The following is a 16,175-nucleotide window of genomic DNA, read 5'->3' on the forward strand; positions in this document are numbered from 1 at the left end:
ATGGATATTACGTTTAATCTTAACGGTAAAGAACGGGTTATCAGGGCTGAAGCCGGTGAAAATGTTCAGGTGCTTCTGAAGCGTCTGGGCATGCGTTCCGTTCGCAACAGTGACGATGGCTATGGTTTTGCCGGTTCCGACACCATTCTGCTCGATGGTCGCACCGTTAATGCCAGCCTGTTAATTGCAGCCCAGCTCGAAGGATGCGATGTAGTCACCGCTGAATCACTCAACGAGTATGGCAAACTGGGTCCGGTTCAGTCTGCCCTGATTGATGCCGGAGTCGTTCAGTCCGGCTATAACGACCCTGCCCTCGCCCTGCTGCTGACCGATCTGCTCAAGCGTAACCCGAATCCGGATCGTGCTGAAATCACCGATATTCTGTCGTCTTTATTCCTGCGAGAGAGTGCTTACCAGCAGGTGTTCGATGCAGTTGAAATCGCCAGCAAGCGTATTAAGAACCCACAATTCAACAAAACTACTGCGCCTTCTTTTGCAGACAACCTGCGCCATGTAGGCAAACCCGGCGGTAAGGTTGACGCCGCAGCAGCCATTAAAGCAGAAGCCTGTTTTGTGGAAGACTTTGTCGCTGCCGATGCCTGCGTCCTGAAGATGCTGCGCAGTCCTCATGCCCACGCTTACATTACCCATATTGATACTACCGAGGCAGAAAGCATGCCCGGTGTGGTAGCCGTATTTGACCATCGCAACTGCCCGGATGTCTATTACACACCCGGTGGCCAGACAGCTCCCGAACCTTCACCATTAGACCGTCGTCTGTTTGGTCAGAAGATGCGTCATTACGGCGACCGTGTTGCCGCTGTTGTCGCAGAAACCGAAGAACAGGCGGAAGCCGCCCTGAAAACCATCAAGGTGGACTACGAAGAGCTAAAGCCAGTACTTTCCATCCGTGAAGCCATGGCAGACGACGCTCCCATTGTTCACAATGGCGTGATCAGCTATGGCGTTGGTGCGCCGGATAATCTGGAAGAACAGAATAAAACCGCTGATGCTCGCGATGGCCGTATTCATTTCAACTTCCCGTTTGGTGGTGATCCCCGCAAGAACATTGCAGCCACCGGTCACGGCGAAATTGGTGATGTCGATAAAGGTTTTGCTGAAGCGGATGTGGTACTGGAACGTTCCTATCAGTCCCGTCAGGCACAACAGTTACCCCCTGAACAGCATCTCTGTTACACCTACATGGAAGCGGATCGTGTCATTGTTCGCGCTGCTACCCAGGTGCCATGGCATGTTCGCCGTAAGATCGCTACGGTTCTGGGCATAAAACAGCATAAAATCCATGTTATCAAAGAACGCCTGGGCGGAGGCTTTGGTTCCAAGCAGGACATTCTGGTCGAAGAGGTTTGCGCCTTTGCCACTCACGCCACCGGTCGTCCGGTACTGTTCAGGCACACCCGGGAAGAAGAGTTTATAGCCACCTCTACCCGCCATGTAGCTGAAATCGCCATCAAGATGGGGGCGAAAAAAGACGGCACCATTACAGCGTTCGACGTTGATTTCCGTTTTAACACCGGCCCTTATGGCAACCATGCGCTGACCGTTCCCTGCAACGCTCCGGCTATTTCCCTGCCTTTGTACCCCTGCGATAACGTCAAGTTCAAGGTCACCACTTACTACTCCAATATTGTTCCTACCGGAGCCTATCAGGGGTATGGCGGTCCAAAAGGTAACTTTGCGGTACAGATGATCGTGGCAGAAATGGCGGATGCCCTGGGCATCGACCAGCTGGAAATGATCGAGAAAAACCGGGTACACGAAGGCCAGTCGCTGGAGTTACTGGGTAAAGTGGGCGAAGGCAAGCTGCCAACGTCTGTACCTGTTGCCCATAGCTGTGCATTAGGCAAAGTGCTGGAACAGGGGGCGGATCAGTTTGGCTGGAACACGCCTAAAGAAGAACCTGCCGAGTCCCATATCCGTGTTGGCCGAGGTCTGGCAACCATGCAACAGAAGTCAGGTATTCCCGACATTGACCAGGCCAATGCCTGGATCAAGCTGGCTTCTGATGGCACCCTGATTGCCCACTCCGGCGGTGCAGACCTTGGTACGGGACTGGATACCGTGGTGGCAAAACTCTCCGCCGAAGTACTGTGTACCAGTCTGGATGATATTCATGTGGTGTCCGGCGATACCGACAGCTGTCTGTTTGACAAGGGTGCATACGCCTCCAGTGGTACCTGTTTCTCCGGCAATGCCGCCAAGCTGGCCGCTGAAGATCTGCGCAAAAAGATTCTGAAAACCGCTGCTCACCTTCTGGAAGAACCCTTTGAGTCACTGGACGTGGAATATCCGGGCATTGTCTGTAGTAAAGACGCCTGTAGTAAAGACAAGCGCATCAGTTTCTGCGAAGTCGCGGAATACGCTGAAAGCGGCACCGGCTGCGGGCAGCTGATGGGACAGGGCAGCTTTATCACCAGTGAGTTTGCCTTCCCTTACGGTGCCAATTTTGCCGAAGTGGCGGTGGATACCCGTACCGGTAAAGTCTCTCTGCGTAAATTCCATGCCCTGGTGGATTGCGGCACACCGGTCAATCCGGAACTGGCACTGGGACAGATCTACGGCGCCAGCCTGCGAGCCATCGGCCATACCCTGCAGGAAGCCATTCAGTATGACGACAAAGGTCGTGTAGTGAATGCCAACTTTGCAGACTACGGAGCGCCTATGGTGGGTGACCTGCCGGAAGATTTCCTGGCGACACTGGTACCCAGTAATGATCCGGTCGGTCCGTTCGGAGCGAAATCGGTGTCCGAGATCAGTGTTAATGCGGCAGCACCGGCTATTGTTTCAGCCATACACGACGCAACCGGTGTATGGATTCGTGACTGGCATATAACACCGGAGAAAATGCTGCGAGCTTTGCGGGAAAAGTAAAAACAAACAACCGGGGTAATTAAAACTGCCCCGGTTTCAATAACATAGCCCACAAAGACCCATTGAGAGCCAGTGCCAGAAGCTTTAAAGCAAATAAATAGAGAAAGGCGTTGTCATGCAATACCCAAATACGGTTAAAGCTGTCCGGGGAACGTTGCTGGATATCAGCAAAGTCGGCAGTGAACTGGAATTAATCGAAAACAATCTGCGTTATATCAAAGATGGCCTGCTGATTATCAATCAGGGCAAGATCGCTTTCGCCGGTGAGTGGGAAGATGGCAAGGATGCTTTGCCGGAGTCCCTGCGTATCTGCGATTACCGGGGCAAACTGATTGTACCGGGATTTATTGATACCCATATCCATTATCCACAGATGGAGATTGTCGGTGCTTATGGCGAACAGTTGCTCGAATGGCTGAACACCTACACCTTCCCTACCGAAATGAAATACGGCGACAAACGCTATGCCAAAGAGATGGCAGGGCTGTTTGTTAAAGAGCTGCTGAAAAACGGCACCACCACCGCCATGGTGTTCTGCAGTGTTCATCCGGAATCGGTGGATGCGCTGTTTGAAGTGTGCGACCAGCGCAATATGCGAATGATCGCCGGTAAAGTGATGATGGATCGCAATGCGCCGGATGAACTGCTGGATACACCACAAAGCAGTTACGACGACTCCCGTCGCTTATTGAAAAAATGGCACAAGCGCAATCGTCTGCTGTATGCCATAACCCCAAGGTTTGCACCTACTTCCAGCCCGGAACAACTGGAAAAAGCTATGGCCCTGCGGGAAGAGTTCCCTGATGCCTATGTGCAAACCCATCTCTCTGAAAACACCAGTGAAATTGAATGGGTGAAATCCCTGTTCCCCGAGCGTAAAAGCTATCTGGATGTGTACGACCATTACCGTTTAACAGGCGAGCGCAGTGTTTATGCCCACTGTATCCACCTGGAAGAACAGGAGTGGCAGGTCATGGCAGAAACCGGATCATCTGTAGCGTTCTGCCCTACTTCCAATATGTATCTCGGCAGCGGCCTCTTTAATTACCCCAAAGCCGTGAAAGGCAATGTGCGGGTTGGTATGGCGACGGATGTGGGCGCAGGCACCTCATTCAATATGTTCCAGACCCTGAACGAAGCCTACAAGGTTGTACAGCTGCAACAGCAGAAACTGTCAGCACTGGAAGGATTCTACCGGGCAACGCTGGGTGGCGCTCACTCTCTGTATCTGGATGACAAAATTGGTAATTTTGACATTGGCAAGGAGGCTGATTTTGTGGTGCTTGACCCAATGGCCACCCAGGTACAACAACTGCGCTGGGATAACTCAACCACCCTGAGTGAAAAGCTGTTTGTGCTGATGACACTCGGTGATGACAGGAACATTTACCGGACATACGTCGACGGAACAATGGTTTACTCCTGTACCCGATAACATCATTTTTTATTTGCTTTAAGGTTCCCTGCTTAAGAAAAGGGATTCATTTAACCAGGATTTTCGTTGCAGTCAGGACAGGAATGCCGTCACTTCTGAAAATCACCACAAGAGAATTATTAATTATTATTTTGACCATTAAACGGAAGTGCAATGAGAATTGTTATAGCTTTGGGAGGCAATGCGATCCTCCAGCGTGGTGAACCCCTTGACTGTGAAACCCAGCGTAAAAACATTCATATCGCGGCAAAATCCATTGCCAGAATCGCCCGTGACCATCAGGTGATTCTGACCCACGGCAACGGGCCACAGGTTGGCTTGCTGGCGCTGATGAATGATCACTATAAAGAGGTTGCACCTTATCCTCTGGACTCACTGGGCGCTCAAACCCAGGGCATGATCGGCTACCTGTTTGAACAGGAACTGCGTAACCAGATGCCAGGACAGAAAGTGTGCGTTATGTCCACACAAACCCTGGTCGACAGTGATGACCCGGCGTTTTCCGATCCTGATAAATTTGTTGGCCCGGTTTACACCCGTGAACAGGCTGACAGCCTGCTAAAAGAACATCCTGACTGGGTAATAAAAGCAGACGGAAAACATTTCCGTCGAGTTGTCGCATCGCCAAAACCTCAGGCCATCCTTGAATTGCCGTCACTGCAACATCTGACCAGCGCCGAAGATATTACCGTGATCTGCGGTGGCGGCGGCGGTGTCCCCGTCAGGCGCACCACAGACGGGCTGTTAAAAGACGTTGAAGCCGTTATCGATAAAGACCGTTCCTCAAGCCTGCTGGCAGAAAAGCTTAACGCTGACGCCTTCCTGATTCTGACTGATGTCCACGCCGTTGCTACGCAGTTTGGGCATCCGGATTCCAGAGATATTCGTACCGCAACTCCTGAAGGGCTTAGCCAGTTTGATTTTGCCTCCGGCTCCATGGGCCCGAAAATCGAGGCAGCTGTCGATTTTGTGAAGAACACCGGAAAAATGGCTGCCATTGGTTCCCTGAGTCGTTGCAGTGAAATTCTCTGTTCAGATTCCGGGACCGTCATTCGCCCCGACGTTGAGGGACAAGTGACGTATTACTAGCTCATTATTTCAATAAAATTGATGCTCGTAGGTTGGGTATCACTACGTTCCACCCAACCTACGTGGCCTCAAATCGTTTCCCAGAATCAAGAATAAGCGAGTTTAGATTATGCAAATAGGGATTCCCGGAGAGATTCAGGCGAATGAAAACCGGGTGGCGGCCACACCGGATACTGTCAAAAAGCTGATTAAGCTGGGTTACAGTGTAATTGTTGAAAGTGGTGCCGGATTAAAAGCCAGCTTCGATGACAACGCTTACACTCATGCCGGAGCTGAGATTAAACCACGCAGCGAGGTATGGCAGGCTGATATTGTGATGAAGGTTAATGAACCTTCGGACGAGGAGATTGGCCTGTTAAAAGATGGGGCAACCCTTGCCAGTTTCATCTGGCCCGGACAGAACGAAGCGTTGATGAACCAGTTAAGCCAGCGCAATATTAACGTGCTGGCACTGGACAGTGTGCCTCGTCTGTCCCGCTCCCAATCCCTTGATGCCCTGAGTTCCATGGCAAACATTGGTGGTTATCGTGCGGTGGTTGAAGCGTCTCACCACTTTGGTCGTTTCTTTAACGGTCAGATCACGGCCGCTGGTAAAATTCCCCCCGCTAAAGTTCTGGTGATTGGTGCTGGTGTGGCTGGTCTGGCGGCTCTTGGCGCTGCTGGCAGCATGGGTGCTATTGTCCGTGCCTTTGATACCCGCCCTGAGGTTAAGGAGCAGGTTGAAAGCATGGGGGCTGAATTTCTGGAACTTGACTATGAAGAGGAACAGGACTCTTCCGATGGTTACGCCAAAGAGATGAGCCAGGCGTTTATTGATGCCGAAATGGCACTGTTTATGGAGCAGGCCAAAGACGTCGATATCATTATCACCACTGCGCTGATTCCCGGACGTCCGGCTCCCCGGCTGATTACCGAAGAAATGGTAAAAGCCATGAAACCCGGTAGCGTTATCGTCGACCTGGCTGCCCTTACCGGTGGTAACTGCGCCTGCACAGAAAAAGATAAAGCTGTCGTAAAACACGGCGTCACCGTGATTGGCTTTACTGACATGCCCAGTCGTCTGCCTACCCAGTCTTCACAGCTGTACGGTACCAACCTGGTCAACATGCTTAAGCTGATGACACCAGAAAAAGACGGCGAGCTGGTGATTGATTTTGACGATGAAGTGGTTCGTGGCCTGACCGTTATCAAAGAAGGCAATATTACCTGGCCACCGCCGCCTGTTAAGGTCAGTGCTGCCCCGACGACCAAAGCTCAACCCAAAGCCGCAGAGGAAGAAAAACCGCAGAAACCTTCCCGCCCCTGGTTAAAGCCTGCCCTGCTGGTAGTAGGAGCCTGTCTGTTTGGCTGGGTGGCGAATGCCGCGCCGGCAAGCTTCCTGGAAAACCTTACCGTCTTTGTATTGTCGTCTATTGTCGGTTATTACGTGATCTGGAACGTGACCTCTGCCCTGCATACACCATTGATGAGCGTAACCAATGCCATCAGCGGCATTATTGTCGTTGGCGCCCTGATGCAGATGGGCAGTGACAACAGTGCGGTACTGGTACTGTCGGGTATTGCCCTTGTCGTGGCGATGGTGAACATCGTCGGGGGCTTTGCGGTCACCCAGCGCATGCTGAAAATGTTTATCAAGGAATAGGGAGGTTAACCATGTCTGAAGGATTACTGGTCTCTGCGTATCTGCTCGCAGCCATGAAGTTTGTAATGAGCCTGGCCGGACTGAGTCGACAGGAAAGCGCCAAAAACGGCAGTTTTTACGGCATGCTTGGTATGGCGGTGGCCATCATTGCCACGATAGCCCATGCCAGTATCGCCGGTATGAACTGGGTAACTGTGCTGATGATTACCGGTGCCGGTATCGGGCTGTATCTCGCCAGAACGGTTGAAATGACCGAGATGCCGCAACTGGTCGCTATTCTGAATGGTTTTGGTGGCCTGGCTGCCGTCCTGATCGGCTTTTCCAGCGCCATTGAAGCCTCGGCTGCGGCGGGGCTGGTGACCGGAATGATATCCGCCGCTGAAATCATGATTCATGATTCACAAATAGGCTTTGGTGTGATGGTCGGCACCGTGACCTTCAGTGGTTCTGTAGTGGCCTGCCTGAAACTTCACGGTCGCCTTTCCAGCCGCCCGGTTTCCCTGCCCGGAGGTCACTGGACCAATCTTGCTATTATCGGTGCCTCTGTACTGATGGCCGTGGTCTTTGTGCAGCAGCAAAACATGCTGGCACTGTCGTTAATGACAGCCTTTGCCTTTGTTTTTGGTATTACGCTGGTTCTGGGTATTGGTGGTGCCGATATGCCTGTGGTGGTGTCCATGCTGAACGCCTATTCGGGTATTGCTGCCGCAGCCACTGGTTTCATGCTGGGTAACAACCTGCTGATTATCACCGGTGCCATGGTCGGCTCTTCCGGTGCCATTCTGTCTTACCTGATGTGTGCGGCCATGAACCGGTCGTTTGTCTCTGTGATTCTTGGTGGCTTTGGTACCGAAGGCGGCACTATTGTTGCCAGTGAAGATCAGGGTGAACACACGGAATCCAGTGCGGAAGACGTGGCAGAAATGCTTAAAAATGCCACCAGCGTTATTATCACCCCCGGTTATGGTATGGCGGTTGCACAGGCCCAGCATCCTCTGCAGGAGCTGGTCAACAAGCTCCGGGAGAAAAACATCAACGTTCGCTTTGGTATTCATCCGGTTGCCGGACGGCTGCCCGGACACATGAACGTACTTCTGGCTGAAGCCAAAGTGCCATACGACATCGTTGAGGAGATGGATGAGCTGAATGATGACTTTGTCGACACCGACGTGGTTCTGGTCATCGGGGCAAACGACACTGTTAACCCGGCTGCCATGGACGATCCTAACAGCCCGATAGCCGGTATGCCGGTACTCAGGGTTTGGGAATCCGGTCAGGTGGTGATCTTTAAGCGTTCGATGGCAACCGGTTATGCCGGTGTCCAGAACCCGCTGTTCTTCAAGGATAATTCCAGCATGCTGTTTGGTGATGCGAAGAAGTCTGTACTGGATATTCTGAATTTCTTCTGAGCAGCCATCTTTTCTAACAGAATACAGGCGACAAGGTTCACACACTGAACCCTGTCGCCTTTCCTGTTCAAACTATTGCTTCTTTTGCTCCAGCTTCCTTGCAGTCTCTTCTTCCACGTATTCAAAGAGATGGGGAAGAGAGGTAAACCAGTGACGGTCTTTTTCAGTCGTAAAGTACTCCAGTGACAAATAAGGCGCCTCCGGGTACTCATTCATCTCAATTTTCAGGGGTTTGCTCAGACCCGTCCGGCAATTAAATACTTCGGTCGCTTTGGCTGTAAGACGAACAGGTATTCCCAGCGCATCTGACAGAATCGCAAAATCCTCCAGCGAGCCAGGGTTCGACAAAAAGGTGCCAGCCTGAATTCTGGCTTTCACACCTTCCAGGTTAAACTTCTCAGGCAATGGTTTTCCATTGGGCTTTTTTTCATCGGTGATCAAAGCTTGCAGGTAATCGCGCACACGCAGCTGCATGATATTACCTGTTGCAGCAAGCATGTCATCTTTTTTCGATTCAACCTGTTTTTTCACAGCCGCTTTCTGTTTTTTCCCCTTACCTTTTTTCTTCCCTTTGCCGGACTGCTGAGGTTCTTTTGCACCGGTTGATGCCTCTGGTGCTGACGCAGCTTCTGTGTGTTTAACTGCGGTTAAACCTCTCTTTCCCATCTGCCAGGAAAGCTGGGTGTCTTTAAGTGATTGTTCAAGAGAATCAAAAACATCCCCAGGCATAAACAGTCCAAATGGCAGCTGAAATGGCTGAGGTTCCTGAGATTCCGCCGCAATAGCTTCGGCTTTGGTTTCAGCGCTGCCAGAAGCTTCTGCGCCAGAACGGTCTTCTTCGCTGACTGGCTGATTGACTGCCTGACTGGATAGGGCTGAAGCAGAAGGCTCATCCGGAAGAACCTGTTCAGAAGGCGCCTCCTGTACAAGACCTTCAGCCTGTTCTGGCGCAGTTGCCGGTTCCGTTCTTGTATCAGGAATACCGGTTGCCCGTTTCACTTCGTTTCGCAGTTGAACCGGCAAGGTGTCAATCATACTTTCATCACTAAAACGTACCCTGCGGGGTCTTCGGGCTGTGGCACAGTCTTGTTGAGCCTCTTTTACAGTGTCCTTTATGTTCTTCTTATTCAGTAAGTTCTTTATAAATGCGATACTACCATTCAGTTTCACACTAAACCTTTGAATATCCCTCATGCTTTCTTCAATAATCTCTTTGTTTCCTTTCCCACTTCGCCCTGTCTTTGGTAGCTGACGTAGCACCTCCCCCCTCCGTTGGTAAATTTCAGGCAATCGCATACAGCAAGCTGAAACTTTTTCAGCTTGCTTAGTCAGGTCTTCTGCAAGATGGTGCAGCTCAAGCAGTTGATCCAGAAATTCTGTTTGTTCATCTTCCAGTTCATAAAACACATCCAGTGCAGATCTGATCGCCTGTGCTATTTCCAGAACCCCCCAGTTGACATCTTTAACCTGATCTTTAAATTCTCTAAGAACATCATTAAAACGAAATTCATGCTCAGGAGGAGGAAGCTGACCCGTTTGCAGTACCAGCTCATAGTCATAAGTAGCATCTACCAGAGCAATCAGTTTCTCCAGACGCGGAACCAGCCGGATTGCCAGAACATCGGCATACCCATAATGAGCCTGGGCCTTGTCGAACACACTGGCGTCTTTATCCTCTATAACCTCATTAAAAGCTGACTTAACGACCTTGTTGGATTCTTTCCGGGAAACAGCATCAAGTGCTTTCACCAGGGAAGGGTGTAGCTGCACCTCATAATCAGGTCGGTTATCAGGTTCATTAACAGGCGCATCGGGTGACGCTGCCCGGGCAGTCTGCTGCTGCGCTATTCGCCTCTGCCTTCGTCGTTCACGCTTCTCAAGTTTTGTCTGGACTTTTTGCTTTTGAGCCTCTTCTTCACGAATCAGCTCATTGCCAATATCAAGGCCTCTCTGCTCTAAGGTCCTCAAACGCTGGACTATTGCATCACAATGTAAGTTAATTTTCGGGAATAAATGCAGTAGCGAGGCCCGATTTTCATCGTTCACCAGTCTGTTCTCATCTATATGCCTGATTAGCTCTCCAAAAGCGTCAACTATTTTTTTCGCACCCTCAACACGCTTCTTATGTTCCCCCAGAGGTTCTGCCCGGTCATATAACCAGGTCACTGCACTCATCAGCGGCATACAGAACAACATGCAATCTTTCGCTGGTAAGTCACCACTTTTTATTCGGTGGCTGAACTCTGCCAGCAGCTCCAAAGCCACTTCCGGCTTGTCGAGAACCATTGCCGTGACAATAGCGTTGATGCATTTCTGGCTGTCACACGGCTTCTGTTTAGAATCTCTGAATATCTCCAGCCAGTGTTCGAGGTAATGTCTGTTATCAGCCAGAACCGCCCGCAGCTCCTCCTGTTTTTCATTAGCCATGTATACTATGACAGAATCTTTGATGATCGCGGCAGCCCCTTCTGCCGCTACATCAAATTCCTTAATACAGCTTTCAAGTTCAGCGACTCGGTGCTGAGCAATACTACACTGCATAACTTCTGCAAGCACACCCATCCACTCAAGATTCTGGGCAATAAACTCTTCTGCCCTGAGAATATAAAGGTCTTTATCACGCAATTTTTCAAGCATGGGAGGAGCCTTACAGACAGCTCCAAAACGCTGTTTACAGAAAGCCGAATAAAGCCGGATATACCCTCTTTCGTTCCAGTACGCTGCCTTACGCTCATCACTACCGGGAACCGCTGACACTTCCTCCAGCAGCGCCTTTTCTTCAGGTGTCTGATTCCTTTTAATGGCAGCTGCCCTGACAGCCTTATCCACCATTTTAAATTTGGGGCTGACAGGAGAAATAATGCCGTATATCTGATTCAACAGTCCGGTATGCTCGAGAATTAAGTCTTTATACTGCGACATCAAAATAAACAGACGCTGACTTTTGTCGGAAAAGCCATGAAGGCCGTATTCCACTTCAACCGGTTTATACAAGTCATTGGTTTTAATGAATTTCTTAATAGCCCTGGTTGAAAGGTCCAGCTTTTCAGCAGCCTCTGTTATTGCAGCATCTGTCTTTCTTTTTGCAACTAACTGTTCAGTTTGATGCTTATCAGGTCCAGCCAATGCTTTGGCTTGAGCGATAATGGAGCTGGAATCCTTCGGACTCTGCTGGCTGACAGTGCGCCCGGCATGGCTTGTTTTCTTTGCCTCTTCTGGCTTGTCAGAAGGCTTCTGATCTTTTGCAGTTGGTAAGCCTGGCTGGTAGTGTCCTGTAGCATCCATAGGGTAAAGGCCTTTCCGTATTATTGTTCGAAAATTGTTGGACACCGTATCAGCCAGCTAGTTCAACTCCTAAGAGGTAGATTCTGCACCCATATCGTTAACCGGAAGCTTGTTGGGCTCATTCCTGCGCCGGAGGCTTCACTTCATATACGATCCATTCCCCTCCCAGAGAATAAAGATAATATTCAACAACCAGTGCCCTCATAAATTCTTTGCAGATTCCAGTATCAGAATATTGGTATAAACCAAAATTGGGATCAAATGTCTCTATGATTTGACCATCATATCGCAGACCTATCATGTGTCCTGACTCACCCGCCGGATGCAGAAAAGCAAACAGGCAGTGGCAGGGTTTACGTGATACCCAGTTAATAACAAATGTGGGATCAAAGAAACCTGCCCCTCTTGCAGACTCTCCGGGTGTAAGATTCTGACTACTGATCAAAGCAGGAATACCATCAAACTTATCCAGCTTATATTTATCCTTGTTAACAAAAGGAATAGTCCCGCGAGTATAAGCCCCCTGTATAATTGCCATTAAGTACGGTGGGCCAAGCTCATCAACGCTACGAACCCCCCTCCCTTCTGTTGCGATACTCTTTCTCAACCAGGTGAGTGTCGCTGCTGTGCATATGCCTGCGTTATTTATGTCCCAGACGGGCTCAAAACTGACATAACGCCCCGCTCTTTTCTTATTCCATCGCACATCTATAGCAGTAGTCTTATAGCCTCTCGTCGAGAACATCTTGATTATTGTCACCGTTAACGACCTTCAATCAGGAATAGACCAAACCAATTGCGCCACCCTGTTATGGCGTCGCAAAAAGAAGCTGGGTATAAGGTTAGTTCAGACGACAAAGGACAGATTTACAGAGGGTTAAAAAAGGTGTCTCCATTACTCTCTGGATAAGCCTTCATGAGGAATGTGGGGCAAATCCTGCCTACACTGCGGATAGCTTTTTGCCCATTTGAAGCCCTCTGCCTTTGAACCGGAACTCACCATGGAAAATTATTTTTCTGGCCTTAATCCCATTGACGCTGTTGATGCTGCTGGTGCCGCTGCACAGGGTTATACACCACTGCCAGACATTGATCCGGAACTTCTTAACTATTATGAGTCCCACAAGGCTTCACTGTTAGAGCAATTGAAACAGGAAGTGGTGAAAAGAACAGCAAAGCACGTAGCTATGCAAGGCTTAAGGCTGCTGACCGGTAACCTTTCCGAAACAGTGGCTAAAGTGCCTGCCGTTATGAGCACAACCCGTCACCTCGCCTGCCTCCGCTTATTGCTGGAAACAGAAAATTACGAGTGTGTTTGCCGTGATGGGGAAGGGCAAAACTGCAAAAACATCATTCGTTATGTCATAAACCAGAAGTCCAAAAAACTCGTCAGAACCGGTGTCGATATGGTACCTGGCCTCAGCCCGATACAATCTGCTGGCTCAAAAGCTCGCGCTGCCTATAAATTCGTCCGGGGGACGCTTGGTCAGGCCAGGGGGTACATGGCTTATGACCTGCATAAGAAAATGAAAACATGCTCTCTGGCCCAGGCCACTGCGGCTGAAATGCTGGGAAGTGTTTATCTGCCACAATGCTGGATAAAAGCGTTCACCGTCAGGGACTGGGATGAAGGCTGGAAAGTTCTGGAAGAAAAAATGGCGTCAACCTGACCGATGCTTCAAAAGCCATCGTCATCAAAAACCGGGAGGAAAAGTGTACTCATTTTCTGGTTACAGAAAAGATCTGGGTAAAAGGTGTCAATGAACTGGTATTGTAGTCAGACCATTTCAAAGGCAGACACTCATCGTTATAAGTGATCATAAACTCCATCAGGTTATTGCGTTGGATCCGGTAAGAACCCGCATTGCCATCATAAAACAGAAATGAACCAGACCGCTCCTGAATGACAGCGATAGCATGCTGGCCAAACCACAGAGTCATAAAAACGGCTTTGATATCGGGATTGATATCGAATGACTCATGGATGTTTCTAAAGTTCCTGTTCCAGGGCAATTCTTGCGCTATTAAACCCAGCCGTTCTGCCTCCAGGACAATAGTTCCAACAGCGGAATCTTTTACCATTGCCTTTTCCGCAATATCGCAAGCCCGCCTGCTGGCGACAACATTCTTTTCCTCAAGCCTTGGGAAGCTGGTTGTCATGTGAAAACTTAACTGCTCCCTCAACCACAGAAGAACGATCTGCAAACAGACTCCATGTCCGGGTTCACCCTTTGCCACAAAAACAGTATAGCGCTGCTGTGACTTCGACAATTTGACGGATAAGTTTCGGGGTTCAGCGTGCAATGCCCTGAAGATATAGGAGTTCTGATTCAGCATGTTTTTTAGCAGGAACTTGATGGCTATCGCGTACCTTCTTTGCTTGTCCGGCCTGATGGCTTTAAGCAGAGCTTCAAACACAGGACCTGCATCCATTGGTGACGGAGGCTCACTCTCCCAGACAACAGGTTGATTAACCCGTTCATTGAGTGCATTCAGTAAAGGCAGCATGGAGCTTTCTTTTTGCCCGGGGTTTTCTGCCTGCTCAAGGCGGGCAGCAGGATTCACCTGCCTGATGCGAAAAATGAAATCATTTATAAATTGCTGCGTTACTATCACTGCACTGTTTACTGGACTATTCCCACAACCTGTCAGAAGCATAACACAGCCTGCACGCCCGCAAGACTGCAATTCCCCACAAACCATCTACAATCTTTAACACCAGATTATCGTCATTCCCGCCTTCGCGGGGATGGCAATGGGGTTTTATTATCTGCCGCTTCCCCCAAGTCGGCTTCCATTCTGACATTTAACCAGACCCCCGATCATTACCATGCAGTTTATGATCATCAGTGTGCCTGAAGGAGAACAGGTTGCCAGCCTGAGCCACTCGCTGAATGCCGATGAGCTGCTTATCGGTCAGTCAGAGTCCTGCCAGATCCGGTTACCCGATCGCCAGAACCGTGTTGCTGATCAGCACGCCCGCCTGACTCGTGAAGACTCACTCTGGTATGTGGAAAACCTGAGTGACCTTCCTTTACATATTAATCAGGTCGAAGTACCGGTCCAGGCCAGACAACGACTACTATTAAGCGACGGTGACATTCTTTCCTGTGGTGACTATCAACTGGCGGCCAGCGATTTCAGCCCCTGGCTGGGTGCCACGGGTCTGCTGGACACACCTGTGTTGGCAGCAACAGAAGATCAGGCACCGGAGCAGTACGAACTCACACCCACCAGCAACGGGGAAGAAAATGAAGAGGCCCTTGATGACCCTTTTGCCAGAAAACCTGCATCCGTGGACAGTCAGACTGAGGCCGGGAATGTGGATGTCGCTATGGCCGGAGCCGACAGGCCACTGGTGGATCTCGCTACGGCGACCAGCCTGAACCCTGCTCCTGAAAAGAAACCACTGATTGATGTACTGTCAGAACCAGACGACCTGGATAATGACTGGAGCATACACAGAGGACTCTGGTACGGCAAAATTACCCAGCCTCAGGAGCCGGATGAATCCTGCTTTTATCCACAGGACAGCCATCCCGTGCTGACACAGATTCCACGCATTTACTCTCCATCACCAGGCTCAGGGGAGCACGCAACAGCCTCCCCCGATACACCGGCCACACAGCAACGATCTATCTGCAAGGCAATGCTTTCAGCGCTTGATCAGGCCATCGAAGATTTTTGTCCGGATCATCTGGCTGAACAGTTCAGGCAATCCGTTACCTCTTCATCGCCGGTCACCGACACTCATCGAACGAGCCGGATACGACAACACTTTCGCTGGCAGCCTGACGAACCTTCAGACGCATCATCAAATGTCGATTTCCTGCCCAACTACCAGCACTACTATCAGCAACTGATGGTCAGCAAACGCTACCGGTTACTGTTTCTGCAGCGCTTTCGTCAAGCCTTAAAGGAACAGGAGCAGCTATTCAGGAGCAACGATGATGGAACGTAAAAGAACCGCCTTTGTATTAATCATGGTTGCCATACTTCTGTTTGGCTGCCGCTCAAAACCGTCCCCAACCATCCTGACCCTGGATATCAGCACAGGCTACGATATCAATCGTATCGGATCGGGTCTGGCGGCACCGTTGCAAACCCGTCTGTATGAACTCAGTAGCAAAACCTTATTTGAACAGGCGGACTTTCTGGATATCTACCTGAAAGACGGCAGCACATTGCAGGACAGCCTGATCAAAAAACATCAGCTTCCCGTACTCCACCCCGGCGAACACCGCAAACAGACTTTTCAACTCAACAGTGCCACCCGATACATTGGGATTTTTGGCGAATTTGCCAGCTACAACAGTGCCGTGGCCTGTGCTGTTGAAGCCGTAAAAAAAGACGTAAACAACACTGTGACGCTGGTTATCGAGGAAAACCGCTTACGACTGGTGTCCACACCCAACAAATAACA

At 50.2% G+C, this 16,175-nt stretch carries 11 protein-coding genes; 8 read left to right on the plus strand and 3 right to left on the minus strand.

Annotation, left to right across the window (positions count from 1 at the left end; translation table 11 throughout):
- The 5 genes from V5J35_RS06225 to pntB all read left to right on the plus strand — a co-directional run bounded on the left by V5J35_RS06225 (position 1) and on the right by pntB (position 8,467).
- Positions 1-2,892, plus strand: coding sequence for a molybdopterin-dependent oxidoreductase Mo/Fe-S-binding subunit (locus V5J35_RS06225; protein ID WP_354010417.1), 2,892 nt, complete (start codon positions 1-3; stop codon positions 2,890-2,892).
- Positions 2,893-3,007: 115 nt separating this feature from the next.
- Positions 3,008-4,327, plus strand: coding sequence for a guanine deaminase (guaD, locus tag V5J35_RS06230; protein ID WP_354010418.1), 1,320 nt, complete (start codon positions 3,008-3,010; stop codon positions 4,325-4,327).
- Between the two features lie 153 nt (positions 4,328-4,480).
- A complete protein-coding gene (arcC, locus tag V5J35_RS06235; RefSeq protein ID WP_354010419.1) occupies positions 4,481-5,416 on the plus strand; it encodes a carbamate kinase in 936 nt (311 codons plus the stop codon).
- 109 nt (positions 5,417-5,525) lie between these two features.
- Positions 5,526-7,058 carry a Re/Si-specific NAD(P)(+) transhydrogenase subunit alpha gene (locus V5J35_RS06240; RefSeq protein WP_354010420.1) on the plus strand — a complete coding sequence of 511 codons (1,533 nt, stop codon included), beginning with the start codon at positions 5,526-5,528 and terminating at the stop codon, positions 7,056-7,058.
- 11 nt (positions 7,059-7,069) lie between these two features.
- Positions 7,070-8,467, plus strand: a complete 1,398-nt coding sequence (pntB, locus tag V5J35_RS06245; RefSeq protein ID WP_354010421.1) for a Re/Si-specific NAD(P)(+) transhydrogenase subunit beta — start codon at positions 7,070-7,072, stop codon at positions 8,465-8,467.
- Between the two features lie 72 nt (positions 8,468-8,539).
- Here pntB and V5J35_RS06250 read toward each other — a convergent pair whose 3' ends face one another.
- Complete coding sequence (locus V5J35_RS06250; protein WP_354010422.1) at positions 8,540-11,752, minus strand: hypothetical protein; 3,213 nt, start codon at positions 11,750-11,752, stop codon at positions 8,540-8,542.
- A gap of 118 nt (positions 11,753-11,870) precedes the next feature.
- Positions 11,871-12,512: a hypothetical protein gene (locus V5J35_RS06255; RefSeq protein WP_354010423.1), complete on the minus strand. Its 642-nt coding sequence runs from the start codon at positions 12,510-12,512 to the stop codon at positions 11,871-11,873.
- A 241-nt stretch (positions 12,513-12,753) separates the two neighbouring features.
- Here V5J35_RS06255 and V5J35_RS06260 point away from each other — a divergent pair, with 241 nt between their 5' ends.
- Positions 12,754-13,422, plus strand: coding sequence for a hypothetical protein (locus V5J35_RS06260; protein WP_354010424.1), 669 nt, complete (start codon positions 12,754-12,756; stop codon positions 13,420-13,422).
- A gap of 49 nt (positions 13,423-13,471) precedes the next feature.
- Here V5J35_RS06260 and V5J35_RS06265 read toward each other — a convergent pair whose 3' ends face one another.
- On the minus strand, positions 13,472-14,368 hold the full coding sequence (locus V5J35_RS06265) for a hypothetical protein (protein WP_354010425.1): 897 nt from the start codon (positions 14,366-14,368) through the stop codon (positions 13,472-13,474).
- 214 nt (positions 14,369-14,582) lie between these two features.
- Between V5J35_RS06265 and V5J35_RS06270 the strand changes: the two genes are divergently transcribed.
- Entirely contained in the window at positions 14,583-15,713 is a 1,131-nt protein-coding gene (locus V5J35_RS06270) for an FHA domain-containing protein (RefSeq protein ID WP_354010426.1), read from the plus strand.
- Positions 15,700-16,173, plus strand: a complete 474-nt coding sequence (tssJ, locus tag V5J35_RS06275; protein ID WP_354010427.1) for a type VI secretion system lipoprotein TssJ — start codon at positions 15,700-15,702, stop codon at positions 16,171-16,173. The genes V5J35_RS06270 and tssJ overlap by 14 nt, the downstream gene beginning before the upstream one ends.
- Positions 16,174-16,175: the final 2 nt, after the last annotated feature.

It is taken from the genome of Endozoicomonas sp. NE40 (assembly GCF_040549045.1).
GTDB classification, from domain to species: Bacteria; Pseudomonadota; Gammaproteobacteria; order Pseudomonadales; family Endozoicomonadaceae; genus Endozoicomonas_A; species Endozoicomonas_A lisbonensis.

Bases quoted from the DNA above. Each gene is read 5' to 3' on its own strand.
- V5J35_RS06240 (WP_354010420.1), top strand. From the start codon at position 5,526: ATGCAAATAGGGATTCCCGGAGAGATTCAGGCGAATGAAAACCGGGTG.
- guaD (WP_354010418.1), top strand. From the start codon at position 3,008: ATGCAATACCCAAATACGGTTAAAGCTGTCCGGGGAACGTTGCTGGAT.
- arcC (WP_354010419.1), top strand. From the start codon at position 4,481: ATGAGAATTGTTATAGCTTTGGGAGGCAATGCGATCCTCCAGCGTGGT.
- tssJ (WP_354010427.1), top strand. From the start codon at position 15,700: ATGATGGAACGTAAAAGAACCGCCTTTGTATTAATCATGGTTGCCATA.
- V5J35_RS06250 (WP_354010422.1), bottom strand. From the start codon at position 11,752: ATGGATGCTACAGGACACTACCAGCCAGGCTTACCAACTGCAAAAGAT.
- V5J35_RS06260 (WP_354010424.1), top strand. From the start codon at position 12,754: ATGGAAAATTATTTTTCTGGCCTTAATCCCATTGACGCTGTTGATGCT.
- V5J35_RS06225 (WP_354010417.1), top strand. From the start codon at position 1: ATGGATATTACGTTTAATCTTAACGGTAAAGAACGGGTTATCAGGGCT.
- pntB (WP_354010421.1), top strand. From the start codon at position 7,070: ATGTCTGAAGGATTACTGGTCTCTGCGTATCTGCTCGCAGCCATGAAG.
- V5J35_RS06270 (WP_354010426.1), top strand. From the start codon at position 14,583: ATGCAGTTTATGATCATCAGTGTGCCTGAAGGAGAACAGGTTGCCAGC.